General features: G+C 59.7%; 14 protein-coding genes and 2 pseudogenes. 7 read left to right on the forward strand and 9 right to left on the reverse strand.

Annotated elements, in window-relative coordinates:
* The 5 genes and pseudogenes from X760_RS70065 to X760_RS75640 all read left to right on the forward strand — a co-directional run.
* The gene (locus tag X760_RS70065; protein ID WP_084643072.1) at positions 1 to 924 is read left to right on the forward strand and encodes an ABC transporter permease; all 924 of its coding nucleotides are present in this window, start codon (positions 1 to 3) and stop codon (positions 922 to 924) included.
* Positions 921 to 1,883, forward strand: coding sequence for an ABC transporter ATP-binding protein (locus X760_RS70070; protein WP_023722414.1), 963 nt, complete (start codon positions 921 to 923; stop codon positions 1,881 to 1,883). The genes X760_RS70065 and X760_RS70070 overlap by 4 nt, the downstream gene beginning before the upstream one ends.
* Entirely contained in the window at positions 1,880 to 2,938 is a 1,059-nt protein-coding gene (locus X760_RS70075; RefSeq protein ID WP_023722415.1) for an oligopeptide/dipeptide ABC transporter ATP-binding protein, read from the forward strand. Before X760_RS70070 ends, X760_RS70075 begins: the two co-directional genes overlap by 4 nt.
* 19 nt (positions 2,939 to 2,957) lie before the next feature.
* Positions 2,958 to 4,838 carry a CocE/NonD family hydrolase gene (locus X760_RS70080; protein ID WP_245278753.1) on the forward strand — a complete coding sequence of 627 codons (1,881 nt, stop codon included), beginning with the start codon at positions 2,958 to 2,960 and terminating at the stop codon, positions 4,836 to 4,838.
* A 708-nt stretch (positions 4,839 to 5,546) separates the two neighbouring features.
* A pseudogene (locus tag X760_RS75640) lies at positions 5,547 to 5,978 on the forward strand (recombinase family protein); the annotation flags it as partial.
* Positions 5,979 to 6,249: 271 nt separating this feature from the next.
* On the opposite strand, the gene X760_RS70090 reads toward X760_RS75640, so the two are convergent.
* The 7 genes from X760_RS70090 to X760_RS0139925 all read right to left on the reverse strand — a co-directional run bounded on the left by X760_RS70090 (position 6,250) and on the right by X760_RS0139925 (position 11,400).
* On the reverse strand, positions 6,250 to 6,717 hold the full coding sequence (locus tag X760_RS70090; RefSeq protein ID WP_031195114.1) for a hypothetical protein: 468 nt from the start codon (positions 6,715 to 6,717) through the stop codon (positions 6,250 to 6,252).
* 585 nt (positions 6,718 to 7,302) lie between these two features.
* Complete coding sequence (locus tag X760_RS70095; RefSeq protein WP_023722419.1) at positions 7,303 to 8,193, reverse strand: SDR family NAD(P)-dependent oxidoreductase; 891 nt, start codon at positions 8,191 to 8,193, stop codon at positions 7,303 to 7,305.
* Entirely contained in the window at positions 8,190 to 8,969 is a 780-nt protein-coding gene (locus X760_RS70100) for a hypothetical protein (RefSeq protein ID WP_023722420.1), read from the reverse strand. The genes X760_RS70095 and X760_RS70100 overlap by 4 nt, the downstream gene beginning before the upstream one ends.
* A 10-nt stretch (positions 8,970 to 8,979) precedes the next feature.
* Positions 8,980 to 9,567, reverse strand: coding sequence for a protein-S-isoprenylcysteine O-methyltransferase (locus X760_RS70105; protein ID WP_031195116.1), 588 nt, complete (start codon positions 9,565 to 9,567; stop codon positions 8,980 to 8,982).
* Between the two features lie 159 nt (positions 9,568 to 9,726).
* Positions 9,727 to 10,326 carry a hypothetical protein gene (locus X760_RS70110; protein WP_031195118.1) on the reverse strand — a complete coding sequence of 200 codons (600 nt, stop codon included), beginning with the start codon at positions 10,324 to 10,326 and terminating at the stop codon, positions 9,727 to 9,729.
* Between the two features lie 137 nt (positions 10,327 to 10,463).
* The gene (locus tag X760_RS78475; protein WP_023722423.1) at positions 10,464 to 10,604 is read right to left on the reverse strand and encodes a hypothetical protein; all 141 of its coding nucleotides are present in this window, start codon (positions 10,602 to 10,604) and stop codon (positions 10,464 to 10,466) included.
* A gap of 199 nt (positions 10,605 to 10,803) precedes the next feature.
* Positions 10,804 to 11,400, reverse strand: a complete 597-nt coding sequence (locus X760_RS0139925) for a L,D-transpeptidase (protein WP_031195120.1) — start codon at positions 11,398 to 11,400, stop codon at positions 10,804 to 10,806.
* Positions 11,401 to 11,588: 188 nt separating this feature from the next.
* Here X760_RS0139925 and X760_RS70120 point away from each other — a divergent pair, with 188 nt between their 5' ends.
* Positions 11,589 to 12,344 carry an SDR family NAD(P)-dependent oxidoreductase gene (locus X760_RS70120; RefSeq protein ID WP_023722425.1) on the forward strand — a complete coding sequence of 252 codons (756 nt, stop codon included), beginning with the start codon at positions 11,589 to 11,591 and terminating at the stop codon, positions 12,342 to 12,344.
* Between the two features lie 580 nt (positions 12,345 to 12,924).
* On the opposite strand, the gene X760_RS79240 is transcribed toward X760_RS70120, so the two are convergent.
* Positions 12,925 to 13,344 carry a hypothetical protein gene (locus X760_RS79240; RefSeq protein ID WP_156948289.1) on the reverse strand — a complete coding sequence of 140 codons (420 nt, stop codon included), beginning with the start codon at positions 13,342 to 13,344 and terminating at the stop codon, positions 12,925 to 12,927.
* Positions 13,345 to 13,877: 533 nt separating this feature from the next.
* Here X760_RS79240 and X760_RS70125 point away from each other — a divergent pair.
* Positions 13,878 to 14,123 carry a hypothetical protein gene (locus X760_RS70125; RefSeq protein ID WP_023722427.1) on the forward strand — a complete coding sequence of 82 codons (246 nt, stop codon included), beginning with the start codon at positions 13,878 to 13,880 and terminating at the stop codon, positions 14,121 to 14,123.
* 880 nt (positions 14,124 to 15,003) lie between these two features.
* On the opposite strand, the pseudogene X760_RS70135 reads toward X760_RS70125, so the two are convergent.
* Positions 15,004 to 15,491: pseudogene (locus tag X760_RS70135) on the reverse strand (ATP-dependent DNA ligase); the annotation flags it as partial.

Below are 15,491 nucleotides of genomic sequence, written 5' to 3' on the forward strand. Positions count from 1 at the left end.
ATGAGTGTCGACACCTTGCCGCCGCAACTGCCGACCGACGCTGAAAGAGGTGAGGAGCCCCCGTTCCGGATACTTATGCGGGCGTTCTTCCGTTCGCCCGTGGCCGTCGCCGGTCTGGTGTTGCTGGCGGCGATCGTTCTGCTGGCGCTGCTCGCACCGTTTATCGCGCCGCAAAATCCATATGACCTCAATCAACTGGATATCATGGATAGCCGACTGCCTCCCGGCTCGCAGTCGATGGCCGGCATGACCTATTGGCTCGGCACCGATGACCAAGGCCGCGATATGCTTTCCGGCATCATCTACGGCTTGCGCATATCCCTTGGTGTCGGCGTCAGTTCAGCGCTCTTCGCGGCGCTGTTCGGCGCATCGCTCGGTCTGCTCGCCGCCTACATAGGCGGCCGCACCGAGACAGCGATCATGCGCATCGTCGACCTGCAACTCTCCTTCCCGTCCATTCTCGTCGCGTTGATGATCCTTGCCTTTCTCGGGAAGGGCATACTCAATGTCGTACTCGCCCTGGTGATCGTCGAATGGGCGACCTACGCCCGTGCAGCGCGTGGCACCGCATTGACGGAACGCCGCAAGGAATACATGGAAGCCGCAGAATCGCTTGCCATTCCGCGATGGCGTATTCTGTTCGTCCATCTGCTGCCGAACTGCTTGCCGCCGCTGATCGTGATCGCGACGGTGCAGGTGGCGCGCGCCATTTCCCTGGAGGCGACCTTGTCCTTTCTGGGCCTTGGCGTGCCGATCACCGAGCCCAGCCTTGGCCTGCTGGTCGCCAACGGCTACCAATACATGCTCTCCGGCATGACCTGGATCAGCTTCTACCCTGGCGTTGCGCTGCTGATTACCGTGGTTGCGATCAACCTCGTCGGCGACCGGCTCCGCGACGTGCTCAATCCGCGGGGGCGCGAATGAATGCGGCTGTGCTCGAAGTCCGCGATCTGCGGACCCATTTCGGAGCGGCAAAAGCCGTTGACGGCGTCTCGTTCAGTGTCGCGCGCGGCGAGGTTCTGGGTCTCGTTGGTGAAAGCGGGTCCGGAAAATCGGTCACCGGCTTCTCCATCATCGGCTTAGTCGATCCGCCAGGGACGATCGTCGGCGGCCAGATAGTGTTCGACGGCCGCGACATCACCCACTCCAGCCGCGAGGAGATGCGAGCGCTGCGCGGCCGCCGCATGGCCATGATCTTCCAGGATCCGATGATGACGCTGAACCCGGTCCTGCGCATCGATACGCAGATGATAGAGGCGGTACAGGCGCACGAAAACGTCTCGCGAGCGGACGCCAGGGCGCGGGCGCGCGATGCGCTGGGTATGGTCGGGATTCCGAGCCCGGACGAACGGCTTCGGGCCTATCCCCATCAGTTTTCCGGCGGCATGCGCCAGCGCGTCGTCATCGCTATCGCGCTGCTGCACCGGCCGGACTTCATCATTGCCGATGAGCCAACCACCGCGCTCGACGTGACGATCCAGGCGCAGATCCTCGCCGAGATGCAAGAGCTCGTGGCGCAGAACAACACGTCGCTGATCTGGATCACCCATGATTTGGCCGTCGTCTCGCGTCTCGCCGACAGGATCGCTGTAATGTATGCGGGTCGTATCGTCGAATCCGGGTCGGTGTCGGACGTTCTCGGCAGTCCGTGGCATCCCTATACTGCTGGGTTGATCGGCTCCGTTCCTAGCCGTAACCGGCGTGGCGAGCGGCTGCATCAGATCCCCGGAATGACGCCCAATGTTGCGCGGCTACCGACAGGGTGCGCTTTCGCCCCGCGTTGCGCGCGCGCCGATGCCATGTGTGCCCAGGCGGTACCGCTGTTCACCGCGGGGATGCGCGAGCATCGCTGCGTCCATCCTTTGCCGGAATTCCGCAAATGACCTTCTCCACACCCCTTGCAGCAAGTGTTCAAGGCGACGGCTTGGCGGGCTCTGCCGAGGCGGCGCCGCTGATCGAGTTGAACGACATCTCCCACAGCTTCGGCACACGACCGGATTTCGCCGCCCGGCTGGCGATCTCGCTCAAACTTGGCAAACCAGCGGCAAGGGTGCAGGCGGTCGACGGCGTCAGCCTCGTCGTTCGCAGGGGCGAGGTTCTGGGCCTTGTCGGCGAGTCGGGATGCGGCAAGTCCACGCTTGGGCGGATCGTCGCCGGCATCGTGTCGCCGACCAGTGGATCGGTATCGTGGCGCGGCAAGGATTTGAAGACGCTGTCGTCGTCCGCGCGGCGCGAGGCCAAGCTGCGCGTGCAGATGATCTTCCAAAACCCTTATGCCTCGCTCAATCCCCGCCGGAAAGCTGCCGATATTGTCGGCGAGGCACCACGCGTTCATGGTCTGGTGGAGGGCGGTCTCGGCGTCTTTGTGGATGAACAGTTTCGACGTGCGGGCCTGGATCCGGCGCTGAAGCATCGCTTTCCGCATCAGTTCAGCGGCGGTCAGCGCCAGCGTATCGGCATTGCGCGCGCATTGGCCGTGCAGCCGGAGTTTCTGGTGTGCGATGAGGCCGTGGCAGCCCTGGATGTTTCCATCCAGGCGCAGATCCTGAATCTCTTCATGGATCTGCGCGAGAGACTTAACTTGACCTATCTGTTCATCAGCCATGACCTCGGAGTTGTCGAGCACATTTCCGACCGTGTGGCGATTATGTATCTCGGCCGCATCGTCGAAGAGGCTCCGGCCGAGGAGATATTCGCGCGGGCCAACCATCCCTATACGCAGGCGCTTCTCGCCGAGGTGCCACGCCTCGAGACCACCAAACGCAGCTTCGCTGCAATCAAGGGTGAATTGCCCAGCCCGCTTTCGCCGCCGAACGGATGTCACTTCCACCCGCGATGTCCGCACACGATGCCTCGCTGCCGGATCGAGGTACCTAGGATGAAGTTGGTTGCGGCCGGACACAAGAGCGCCTGCCATCTCAACGACGCCGCCTCTTGAACGCCTGGGAATTATACAAGTGACTGACCGCCAGGCATTCCAGCCGGTGACTGATGAAATGGCGCTTTGTCGTGACGTCATGGTGACGATGCGCGACGGGGTCAGGCTCGCGACAGACATCTACCGACCCGCGAGGGAAGGCCGCGCGCTGGACCGGCCTGCGCCCGTCATCATCGAACGAACGCCTTACGGCAAGGCGATGACGTCGCGCGCTGAGCTCGAAGTCGGTATGAGCGAGCCGATGGAGCGCGCGACCGTCGCCGAGCATTTTGTGCGTCATGGTTATGTCGTCGTTTATCAGGACTGCCGAGGCCGCTACACCTCCGAAGGCAACTTCGTCAAATATCTCTCCGAAGGACCGGATGGCTATGACACGCTTGCGTGGATAGCGGCTCAGCCATGGTGCAATGGTCGGATCGGCACCATGGGCCTTTCCTATGCCGCCCACACCCAAATGGCGGCGGCGTGCCTCGCGCCGACGGCACTTGCTACGATGATCCTCGATTCCGGCGGGTTCTCGAACGCTTTCACCTGCGGCATCCGCCAGGGCGGCGCGTTCGAGCTGAAACAGGCGACTTGGGCCTACCGGGAAGCCCGGGAGAGAGCCATCGCCGCCGGTGATGAGTTAGCCCGAAAGGCGATCGAGGCCGAGAACCTGCATCGCTGGTTCAGCAAAATGCCTTGGTCGGAGGGGCGATCGCCGCTTCGCTGGGCGCCGGAATACGAGGCTTATCTCCTCGAACAGTGGCGCCACGAAAGCTTTGACGCGTTCTGGCAGCAGGTCGGCATTCATGCGGCCGGCTTTTACGACGCGATACCCAATATTCCGATCGCCCTGATTTCGAGCTGGTTCGATGTCTATGTCCCGACAACCTTCGAAAACCTGGCTGGCCTTGCCCGCAACGGCAAACGGCCGCTCGCCTTGGTCATGGGGGCGGGCTTGCACGGCGACCGCAACCTGACCTTTGCCGGCGACGTAGATTTCGGGCCGAACGCTCCGCTCGGCGGCAATGTGAGCGCAAGCTGGCTCGAGTTTCGCCGCCGCTGGTTCGACCGCTGGTTGAAGGGCGGGCCGGGGGACGATCTCGACAACGAGCCGATCCGCCTTTTTGTCATGGGCGGAGGCTCTGGTACGAAAAACGCCGAGGGCCGTCTCGATCACGGCGGGCGCTGGATCAGGGCTCAAGAATGGCCGCTGCCCGATGTGGAGGAGCTAAGCTACTACTTGCATCGCGAGGGCAGGCTCTCGAAGTCCCTTCCTGCGCCCGACGACCCGCCGCTGAGCTATGATTTCGATCCCGCCGATCCAGTCCCGACCATAGGCGGCGCGCTGACAAGCGGCCAACCGATCTTCGCTGGCGGCGGCTTCGACCAGAGGGAGGACGAGAGGTTCTTCGGCTGCCGAAATTTCGGCCTGCCGCTTTCTGCCCGCCTCGACGTCCTTTCGTTCGAGACAGAGCCGCTGGTCAACGATCTGACAGTGCTTGGCAAGGTGGCAGTGGAGCTCTGGGCGGCGACCGATGCGCCTGACAGCGATTTTACGGCGAAGCTGATCGACGTTCATCCACCGAGCGCGGACTATCCGACGGGCTTTGCCTTGAATCTGACCGACGGGATTTTCCGATGCCGGTTCCGGCATTCATTCGAAAGAGCCGAGCTGGTGAGGCCAGGTGAGATCATGCGGCTTCGCATCGAGCTGTTTGCAACCGCCAATCTGTTTCGTGCCGGCCACCGACTGCGGCTGGACATATCCTCGAGCAATTTTCCAAAGTTCGACGTCAATCCGAATACCGGTGAACCAGCTGGCTTCGGTCGTAGCCGTCAGGCGGCGCGCAATACGGTTTTTCTCGATGAGATGCGACCCTCGCGGTTGATCATGGATAAGATTGATACCAACTAATGGCGCGCGTTTGGGCGCGACCGCCACTGTCGAACCTTCGACCGGACACGTCCTTGACCGGATCGCATCTGATCATGAAATTTTGCCGGGCGGCGCGGATGTTGTCTTCGAATGCGGTCCTCCAGGGAACCGTGGGGGCGGGCCGTTTTTGACGAGCCGTGACGTGGATTTGGTAGCCGGCTGATGGTCAGCCCTTCTGCGATCCATCCGAGTGCATCCCTGCTGGGGCTTTCCTGATGAACCGCCCTAGCCAATTCGATTGAGCGGGATACGGTCATGCAACACTGGGGATCGAAGCTGGCGGAGCGATCACTCCGGCAAGTGGTCCTATCGCACCAAGACCCCGCTACACAGAACCACCTCACAACTTCGGAGGCGGCGCGGGTTTCAGCGTCTTCCCTGCCGCTTTTGGCAAGACCGGCGTTGATAGCTGCCTATCGCGAGGCCGACCGACATTGGCGGATTTGATTGCCGTCTGGCGGCGACTTCATGTCGCCGATTGCGCGCAGATGAAAATCCGTATGGAGGACACGACCTTCGCGAACGGGGACAAACAAGGTGCCACTTACCCGATGGTGACCTTGGCCCCAAATCCCAGCTTGACTACAGTTAGCAGCATGCTGAACGCCATTCACCTTGCCGCCGCGAGGGCTAAGGCGTGCGATGTAGAGTTGGAACTGACCGGCCCCAACGTAGGGCACGTTAAACAAATCCGCTCTCGCCTACCTCCGACCGGATGATGTTCTTGTAGTTTGGAAACTCGATCGTCTTGGGCGCTCCCTCGTCGAGATGATGCGCACAATTGATACGCTTCGACGGCAGGAGATTAAGTTTCTCAGCCTCACCGAGCATTTCGATTGCGAAACGGCACATGGACGTTTCGCCTTGCAGATGCATGGCGCAATGGCTGAATACTACCTTGATTTGAACCGCGAACGAACGGTCGAAGGACTTAGATCAGCATTGGCACGCGGTCGCAAAGGTGGGCGAAGGAAGAAGCTTGGTGCAGGAGATATTGAGCCCGCCGGCGCCATGCTAAAGGCAGGTACGATTCCCGTCGCCGACGTTGCCAAACGAATGGGCGTGTCACGAACTACATTCTATTCCTACTTCCCGTCCGCACGATCAAGACAGCAGTAGCGGATCGTGTCGATGGCCCGCTTCCAGGGTCCGCCGTCGTTCTCTCGGCGGTTCTACGGGCAGTTAGTTTCTGTCAGGCCAAGGAGGGGCCACTTTCAGCCCCCTGGTTCGAAAGTTGGCTTCCAATCGCGATTGCGCTGCCCGCTGCTGGCCTTCGTAGTCAGGAATGATTGTGAAGAAGCATGGCGATGGACCGGCTGACGATCAGTATTCGAAGCAACGGCGGAAAGCGCCATGACGGGTTTGCGATGGATGGACTGTTTAAGGGTTCTCAGCAACCTTCCGCCCTCAGGGATCGCACCATTCGCACCACAATCGGATCGTACGGGATTTTTTCATCGCTGCTGTAATTTATGACAAAGAGCGCGGCACGGTCGTTGCAGACCGCAATGGCGCGGACATATCGGATCTGTTCGTTCTTAATACCCGAGTAGCTGGCCCATCTCGGCGTGACGCGCCTATAGGTCAGTTTCCAGCCCTCCTTTTCATCCTCGACCATGCGGTGCTCGATCTCGGCGCGAAAACTGTGCTTGCCGAGCCTTGCGCCCCACACGGTAAGAAGGGCATCGTTTTCACCCCGAAATTCCGCGCCCTGGTCCGAACGCTGCGTCAGGACAAAGCCAGGGGGAACTTCGAATATGAAGCCAAACTGCCTGAAGCCGAAAAGCTGCCACGCTTGCGCTTGGAGAAGCGTGCAGCAAAATAAAATCGAAACGAGGCTCAACAGAAAACGTGCCATTGGCATTAAATTAGCGTCGCGTCATATACTGTCCAGACGGACACAATTGGCGACAAAGAAAAAGTAGCAGACGACCTGCCGCTGATTTCAGCCTCGTGCGCGAAAGAAGCGGCCCGCTGCCGGAAGCAGCGAGCCGCACGAATTGGACGGAAGACGGAGGGACCGGCCAGGGCACCAACGCAAGCATGCTCTGCTGGAGAAGGTTGGATTTCGGTTACTCTCCCTCCGCCAACGCACCCTGCCCCAACTTTCTCTGCCTCGACCCAGGAGGATCGATATCCCGCGGAACTGCGGGCTTTTCAAGAAAAGCTGGCAACCGCGTGCCGGCTATTCCTCGTGAATGGGCGTTCTCTGGCCAATTCTCCAAAGCTGTCAACCTCGCATCTTTGGTTCTCAGGTTCAGATGCAAGCAATCTCAATGACTTGGAGGGCGCCAGGGTTGGAAAGTTGGGCTTTGGTCTCGCCAGCCGAGAGCAACTCCATGCGCCCTGCACCTCAGGTCAAGCGGAAAGGCGTTTGTTCGTTGAGCCGCAACCAAGACCATCAGCGACTCCTGAAATGGCGAGCGGTGGCGTGCTGGTCCGGTCAGGGGATAATTCCCCGAAGGCCCCGGCGTAGCTGGATCTGGCGGGTACCGCAGCATTTCTTGAACTTCATACCTGAACCGCAAGGACATGGATCATTGCCGCCGCGTTGCAGCCGGCCGACCAGGGGCAGCATCGCTGCGGAAGGCAGGAGCGCCGCCGCAAGGGCAGCCAACTTGGCCGAGATTCCCGGTACGACGAGGCGACGACCGGATTTGAACCCTCGCCACGCACGTTCGGCCACATACTCCGGATCCACCTTGGGCAAGATGTTGAAGAGCACCGTCTGATAGGCGCCTGACCTTGCGAGAAACTCCGTCGACACCGGACCTGGTGCCAGGCATGTGACCGTCACACCGGTTCGGCGCAACTCCTGATGAAGCGCCTCTGAGAAGAAGCGCACGAAACCTTTGCTAGCGAAGTACAGAGCCATATAAGGCCCGGGAACGAACCCGGCCACGGAACTGAGATTGAGCACCCCGCCCCGTCGGCGCGCCACCATTCCCGGCAGAAAATGGAGGGTCAGTTCTGTGAGGGAATGTATGTTGAGATCGATGATGCCGAGTTGACCATCAATAGGCAGCGCCGTCGCCGCGCCCCGCAGGCCATAGCCGGCGCTGTTGACCAGGACATCACAGACCAGGCCGTGTGCGGACAGAAAGTCCTCTAGGCGCGTTGGCGCATCGCCTGCCACGAGATCCAACGCGAGCGTGAATGCCTCGCCACCCCCCTCCCGAACCTCAGCCGCCGCGGCGGCCAAACCCTCGGGCGAGCGGGCAACCAGCACAACCGCACCGCGCTCCCGTGCAGCGACGCTCGCAATTGCCCGGCCAATTCCACCCGAGCCGCCAATCACGACGACGGCTGGCCGGAATTCACGGTGCGAAATCATGTCGCGTTCCTCTTTCTTGCAGGAGCGGCAACACTTTGACCGAGCAGCACCACTTCATTGGCGACAGTGCCGTTCAGAATCTGTTCGAATCTCTCCAGTGCTCGTGCGACGTTCGCTCCATCCATGACCCGGTGATCGTAGTGGATGCGGACATTCACCGATCCGTCTTTGCCGATCGGACCGTAGTTTAGAAGCGTGGTCAGTGGTGTCAGCGGGTTGAGTGATTCCGCACCGAGACCAGAATAGACGGACAGTTGGAAGGTACCGAAGTAATTTGCCCTTTGCCGGGCGATGTTTAACCCTAGCCACATAAGCAGCCACCTGACTGGCGCGGGCGCACCTGCCACCCGCAAGGCACGCCGAAACTCCGGGACCTCCAGGATCGGCCGTGATCGAGCGGCGTGGATGGATCCCTCAAGTTCCGTGATGGAGTAGCGCTCCGGGCACTTGATGCAGCTCAGCAGAACGGCCGGCTCGCCATCATATTCGCGCTCGTGGGCAATCGAGGCTACGCTTGCCGGATACTCGTAAAGCTGCGGCCAAGGCAACTTGACATAGGCGCGCCGCAGCTCCGGCATCTCTAGGGCAAGAAGCGCATACCCTTTCAGGAAGATAGCGGTCCACGAGGGCCTGGTCTGCTGCGCCATTCTAGCCCTTACGAGTGGGCCGAGATTCATCTGACGCTGCACCGCGACCCGTGGCACGCCGATCGAAAACCTCATCAGATCGCCAACAAGGCGCCGGGGCGCGGAAAGCTTGAGGGCTCGGCCTCGCATAAAACGACCTCTAATAAAGATAAGGGAATATCCGCTTGGTCCTTTCCATATAGACACGGTATTGCGAGCCTAAATTCTCCAGCATCATACGCTCTTCCTTATCCACTCTCAGCAGGAAAAGGACTGCGAAACCAATCAAACCCGATATGCCCGCAACCCAGTTCGGCAGCAGAAAGAGCTGGCCGAGCCCCATAAGCAGGAAAGAGGTGTACATAGGGTGACGGACCAAGGCGTATGGCCCGGCGCTGACCAGTTCATGCCGTTCGCGAATCTCGAGCGTAATCGACCAGTTACGGCCAAGTTCCTTGTGGGATAAGCGAAAAATCCACAGCGCTGAGCAGAAGATGATGGTTCCGAGCGCCACTGACCACACGCTGGCCGGATGATCAGCCGCTCCGGGGATGCCGGTAGCGACATAGAAGCCAGGCAGGATCGCCAGGCCAAGGAGAGCCGATACAAGCCCGACGGTGTCGGAACTTGAGCTGCCGCCAGCTACAATTCGCACGCGCCTTGCCCGGCGCTCGAACGGATACCGGATCACGTACCAAGCAACGATGCCGATCACCCATATGATCTCGCCAACTGAGGCTACAGCAATGGTCACGTCACGTCACCGGAGCCTTTTCTCGATCTGGGGCGATGATAAGCCGTCGCAACGATGTCACCGTCCGAGTTGTCGACCGTAGACATTCAGAGCGCGTTCCCTTCGCACTTAACCGGGCGAATGGGCGCGAAAGCGGGTTGTGCCAATCGCATTTCAACCCGCGTTCATCTCCCGAAGCTTGGTTATGAATTGTTGCGGCCGGAGCCAGATACCGGGGGTCTTATACCCCATGGATCTAGCGATGTCCGCTACGAATGCGTTGCAGTTGTAGAGCGACGCGTGCCAAAGCGGAGAACTGGCCTGCAGCCTTCGTATGCTCGCGACGACTTTCCTATATTCGGCTTCGGTAAGTAATACACGCCAGCTTGCCGACCGGTAAGCATCTTCCAGGTCGCCGTCCGTCCACCCGGTCGAGGCTGGCACGGGCGCCAAATGGCCGAGAACATAGACATTGGGATCACCGGACTTCGGAGCGAGGCCCGCCACTTCGGGGTTGACCATCCGTCCGGCCTGGTTCAATCGTCCAAAAATCACGTAGGAATGGCCGTAGGTAAGGGCGTACCGGGAGCGGAACTCGATGAAATACCGCTGGGCTTGAGTTGACGCCGCCGCGCGCGCCGGCATCGCCGCGGTTCTCAGTGCCTTATCATTGGACACAAAAGTCGGCTGGGGCTTGCTGTCCTGCGACTGACATGACGCTGCGACAAGTGCGAGCAGGGCCACAATTGTTGAACGGCCACTTACTAGCGTCATCTATCCAGAACTCCGAGGACCGCAGGCCTAGCGCCAACCTATGCCCGCTAACGCACGTAGGCTACGAATCCGGCCGGCCCCTGCATATCGATTGGGAAGGGCCTGGCGGCCCCTCCCAAATAACCGAAAGCCGGTCCTTATTTAATCACGGGCTCCTCTACGGCAGCGGGTTCCGGCGGAGGAGCCTTCCCCTTTCCTTTGCCGATCATGCCATTCGCGCAGCCGCTCAGGCTGGCAACGGCGAGGGTGGCAACCATTACAATCAACATCCTGTTCATCAAGCAATCCTTTCCCCGAGGGCGGAACAGCCTATGGAATCGCCACAAATAAAAACAATATGCAGCCCCGCCAAGCTACCCGCGATCTACATCAACGCCTAGTGCAGAAATGACACAGTTGGCACCCGGTTCCAGGCGGCACCTTTGCGGTGACGTGCTGGCAGGTTCACCATCCAACGGAGATCAGGCCTGCCCACCATCAAACAACCACCACCGTCGTGCCCAAAGGAGTACGGTCGTAGAGGTCAATGACGTCGTCATCGATCATACGGATGCACCCGTTCGATACCGCTGTGCCTATCGTCCACGGCTCGTTTGTACCATGTATCCGGAAGTGGGTGTCGCGCCCGTCGCGATAGAGATAAAGGGCACGCGCACCAAGCGGGTTGTTTGGTCCGCCAGGGACCCCCCCTGCATACTTCACCAGGCGCGGCTTGCGCTTCATCATGCTGGCGGTGGGTGTCCACGACGGCCAGTCCGCCTTGCGGCCGACGGTCGCTGTACCCTTGAACGAAAGTCCCTGCTCGCCGACGCCGACGCCGTAGCGCGTCGCCCACCCGTCCGTCTCGACGGCATAGAGAAAACGTTGCGAAGTATCGACGACGATCGTTCCGGCCGGCTCGTTTCCGTCGTACCGCACATGCTGCCGTCGGTAACGAGGATTCAGGCCACGCCTTGGTCCGAACGCGGATGAAATCGGGTCCGCCACCTGTTGTAACGTCGACGTACATCCGGAGACCATCAGAGCCAGACTACCCAGCACGAGCCCCCGGCGCGCAATGTGGTGTTCTTCCATTTCTACCTGCTAGGAAACTGGTCATCTACCGCCGCCTTCGTCTCTACCATTCCAAGGCCTGCGGGCCAAGTCTCGCTTTGTGGTGGCAAAATGAATTCACAGGATTGACAAGCGAATTGGAGCGAAACTTCTTGCGATAACCGTCTGCCTCTGTTCGGTTATGTCAAAATTGGCATAGGACAGAGACGATGAAGCCTGACTTCCATGGTAAAGTCGCGATTGTGACCGGCGCAGGATCCGGAATAGGTGCGGCTGTTTCACGGCAACTCGCGCAAGAAGGAGCCGAGATTGTTGTCGCCGACCTTGATGCCGAGGCAGCGCACTGCAGAGCCGCCGAAATAAGCTCGCAAGGCGGCAGGGCCTATGACTTTGCGGTAGATGTCACGGATGCGGCAGCCGTGGAAAAGCTGATCGAGTTCACTGTCCAGAAATGCGGCGGACTGGATATGGCGGTAAACAATGCAGGTATCGACGGCATTCGAAAAGCAACGGCAGACTATCCGCTCGACAACTGGCACAAACTGATAAACGTCAATCTAAATGGCGTTTTCTACAGCATGAAGTACGAAATCGCCGCGATGCTGGATCGGGGCGGAGGCGCCATCGTCAACATGTCCTCCGTTCTCGGTTCCGTCGGCTTGCCAACTGCGTCCGCGTACACGGCAGCGAAACACGGGGTCGTTGGGCTGACCAAGGTTGCGGCGATTGAATATGCTAGGATGGGCATCCGGATCAATGTCGTCGGCCCCGGCTGGATCGAAACGCCTCTTTTATCGGAGCAAATGGAGGCATTAGCCATCCGGCGCATGGCAGCCCTTCAGCCGATGGGCAGGCGCGGGAAACCGGACGAGGTAGCGGCTCTTGTGTGCTTCCTCTTGTCCGATCAGGCCAGCTTTATCACTGGGAGCTACCATCTGGTGGACGGAGCTTACACCGCCCATTAGGTGGATGGCCCGTAAATGGCGCCTGCATGGCGAGCCTCAAGGCGCAGAACGACGAGCAAACGTGGCGTGTCAGCTAGGTGACGAAGGCCAAGGCGGCGCCAAAGCCAGCACCCACTATGATGGTGAACGCAAAAAGCGGCAGTAGCCAGCGCGGTCGTTGGGTCTCCCAATCCTTCGGGCCATGTCGGTTCATCGCGCGTCCTTTCGCAACCTTGTTTCCCGCCCACGTTGCAACCGTAATGAAATACAAGAAAGAGTGCCGCAACGTATTTAAGAGTTTGCTAATGCAAGGACGCATCGGTCCGCCAGATGCCATTCGCGTCGCAGCGTGGAGAAGATGGGCGCTGCGCTCAGTTGGCGCGAAAGTCGCTTGAGGCAGAGAACTAGCCTTGGGGAAAATTCTCAGTCGCCCCTTGCTGAGACAATAGGAATATGGTCCTCATAGCTCCGTTGCGGCGATCCTCAAACGAAGATCGCAAAAATGGCCAGACACAAACTTTCTAAGCAACTTTCACAGGTCGAGATCGACCGCTTCATGGCGGCTGCGGAAGAGCTTCACAAGAGCATCGTCCGCCCGCTGCTATCGCCCACCTGCGACCACTATCAAGCCCTTGGAGCGGTTCATGAAGCCCTGTTGAAATCGGTGAAAGACGTCACCGGCAAGGATGCGGCTTTCGTCCGATGGCACGGGACGGGGCCGGTGCAGCCGCGGCAAGACTGAGCTACTCTTGACGGTCGCCTGCGGTCTGCCGCCATACACCATCATCAGGTCGGCCGAGCGGCAGTAGCGGACATTGCCGCAGCTGCATTCCGCCTTGACGCGCATGTTGTGCCGGGTCGCCTTGCCCAGCGTGTCGATCGGATCGTGCGCCATGAGAACAGAAAAGGAACATTTTCCTTGATCGTCAAGACCGGCTATGGAATCTTTCGACCAACTAAGCCGAGAAACTAACCCGATGAGTGATGAATTGATCCGCCTTCCCGGGGCAATAGAGCCCATCACACGTCCGGGCGTTCAGTGTCATAGGTGCGAGCATCCCGACTGCGGCAGGGATGCAGGATGGGGCTTCGCCAATCCGAGGGAGCCATCTCATTGGTTCTGTTTTGAACACCGTGCCAATGGCGAAGCCTATGTCTAGGGCGTGCCGGATGACTTATCTTCTGGCTGGCAATAATCTCTATGACGTCGCAGATGTCAGCACCGCGCGAAACCAATCTGGATGGTCCCATCTATGATCAGTCAGTCAGCCAGGCGGGACAAAGGCGAACCGTTGGCAGACTTTAACGAAGGGCGAGATCATGACCGAAGGGGAAAGAAAGCCAACTCCTGTCGAAACTGTCGAAAAGAATTGGGGGAATCTGATTGCGTGGGCTGTGGTGTTCTGCCTGGGCTTGATTGTAGCGTGGCAAGTGTTCCGATCTGTTGCTCTCTTTCTCGCAGTCATCACCGGCAACTTCGCTCCGTAAACTGTTCTAGAGCAAAAAGCCCATCTCACGTGTGCCGACGGCGAGCGATAGCTATGAGGAGCCTGGATGATCAGCCCGCCAAGACGGCATGGCGAGTATGCCGACCGCGAGATCGATTGCCAGGAGGCTATGGAGCCTGGTTTCCAGGCGATCGTCGATTGCATGATAGATGCGGGCTGGACGCGGGGGGAGATCATGCGGTCTCTTAGGCGGCTGATCGCGGCCGACAACATGACGCAGAAGGAAAACGCGAAAGTGGAGGCGCAGATTGCCATCGCGCGCGCTATGATGAGGGCGGGCTGGCCCCTCTAGCGCAAGGAAAGCGCGTCAACACTCTACGCCACGATTGCTGGCTGCCCGTCGTCACGGCGCATATGCGACGTTCCGTTAGCCGCCGATCGCGCACCTATCCACGACAATCGCGTGGTGGTACATTCGCTTGATTTGGCGAATGTTTTGGTCGTCAAACTCACCGGGAAACCGGGGTGGTGGTTATGAGAATTATTGCCACTCTAGCATGTGTTGCCTTGCTTGCAGGTTGCGCAACGGCAGGCCCCCCAGGGCCCCAAGGGCCTGTCGGTCCACAAGGTCTGCCCGGCAAGCAGGGACCTAAGGGTGCAATGGGGGCTGAGGGTCCAGCGGGGAAGGACGGCGTCAGCGGTTGGGAAATCACCCAGTATGCAAGTGCGAGTGATGCAAGCCCAGACAAATCCGCACAGGCTTGGTGTCCCAAGCCAAAAGTCGTCATAGGTGGCGGTGCCAGCGCGTCANCAAGCCCAGACAAATCCGCACAGGCTTGGTGTCCCAAGCCAAAAGTCGTCATAGGTGGCGGTGCCAGCGCGTCAAATTCAAATGCTCTAATTTCTAGGAGCTTGCCGGTTACTTCCCCAGCTCCAGGGTGGGTAGCACAAGCGCATGTAGCCGCTACGCCCCCAACAGCTTGGACGCTGACAGCATACGCCATTTGCGCGCTTGTCAAATAGTCGGCGCTTGGCCGGGCCGGNCTAATTTCTAGGAGCTTGCCGGTTACTTCCCCAGCTCCAGGGTGGGTAGCACAAGCGCATGTAGCCGCTACGTCCCCAACAGCTTGGACGCTGACAGCATACGCCATTTGCGCGCTTGTCAAATAGTCGGCGCTTGGCCGGGCCGGTGAACTTTGCGTTGTCGCGCCTTCGAGACACAAAACGCCGTTCTAGTCCTCATCCCAGAAATCCTGCAGCGACGCGTGCCTAAGGTCTTCTGCGCCGCGCAAGTGCTTCACCCGGGCTTTGATTCCCGGCTTGACCCATTGCGTCGCCGGCCGTTTGGGCATGTCCTTCGGCGGCGGGCCGGCATGCTCCTGCACCCGCTTCCATAGCCGTTCCCGCATCTCGCGATTGACGCTGACTAAAGCGCTGCCGGCATATTTCCGCGTGCCGGGCTCCGCCATCAAGGCGAAAGCCGGCTTGCCTTGCTCCCACTCGACACCGAGCAACTCGAATTCGCCCACCGTGTAGCATTTGGTTTTCAGCCAGTTTGTGGTCGGGCCGCTGACATATCTGCTGCCGATGCGCTTCGATACCATGCCTTCCAGGCCGGCCTGATCGACGAGGTGATAGATGGCGTTCGCCTCGCCCGGCAGCGCCTGGCTAAACTGGATGCGGATGTCTAACGGGATGATGCCCTCCAGGATCTCGCGGC

The organism is Mesorhizobium sp. LSHC420B00 (assembly GCF_000503055.1).
Lineage (GTDB): Bacteria > Pseudomonadota > Alphaproteobacteria > Rhizobiales > Rhizobiaceae > Mesorhizobium.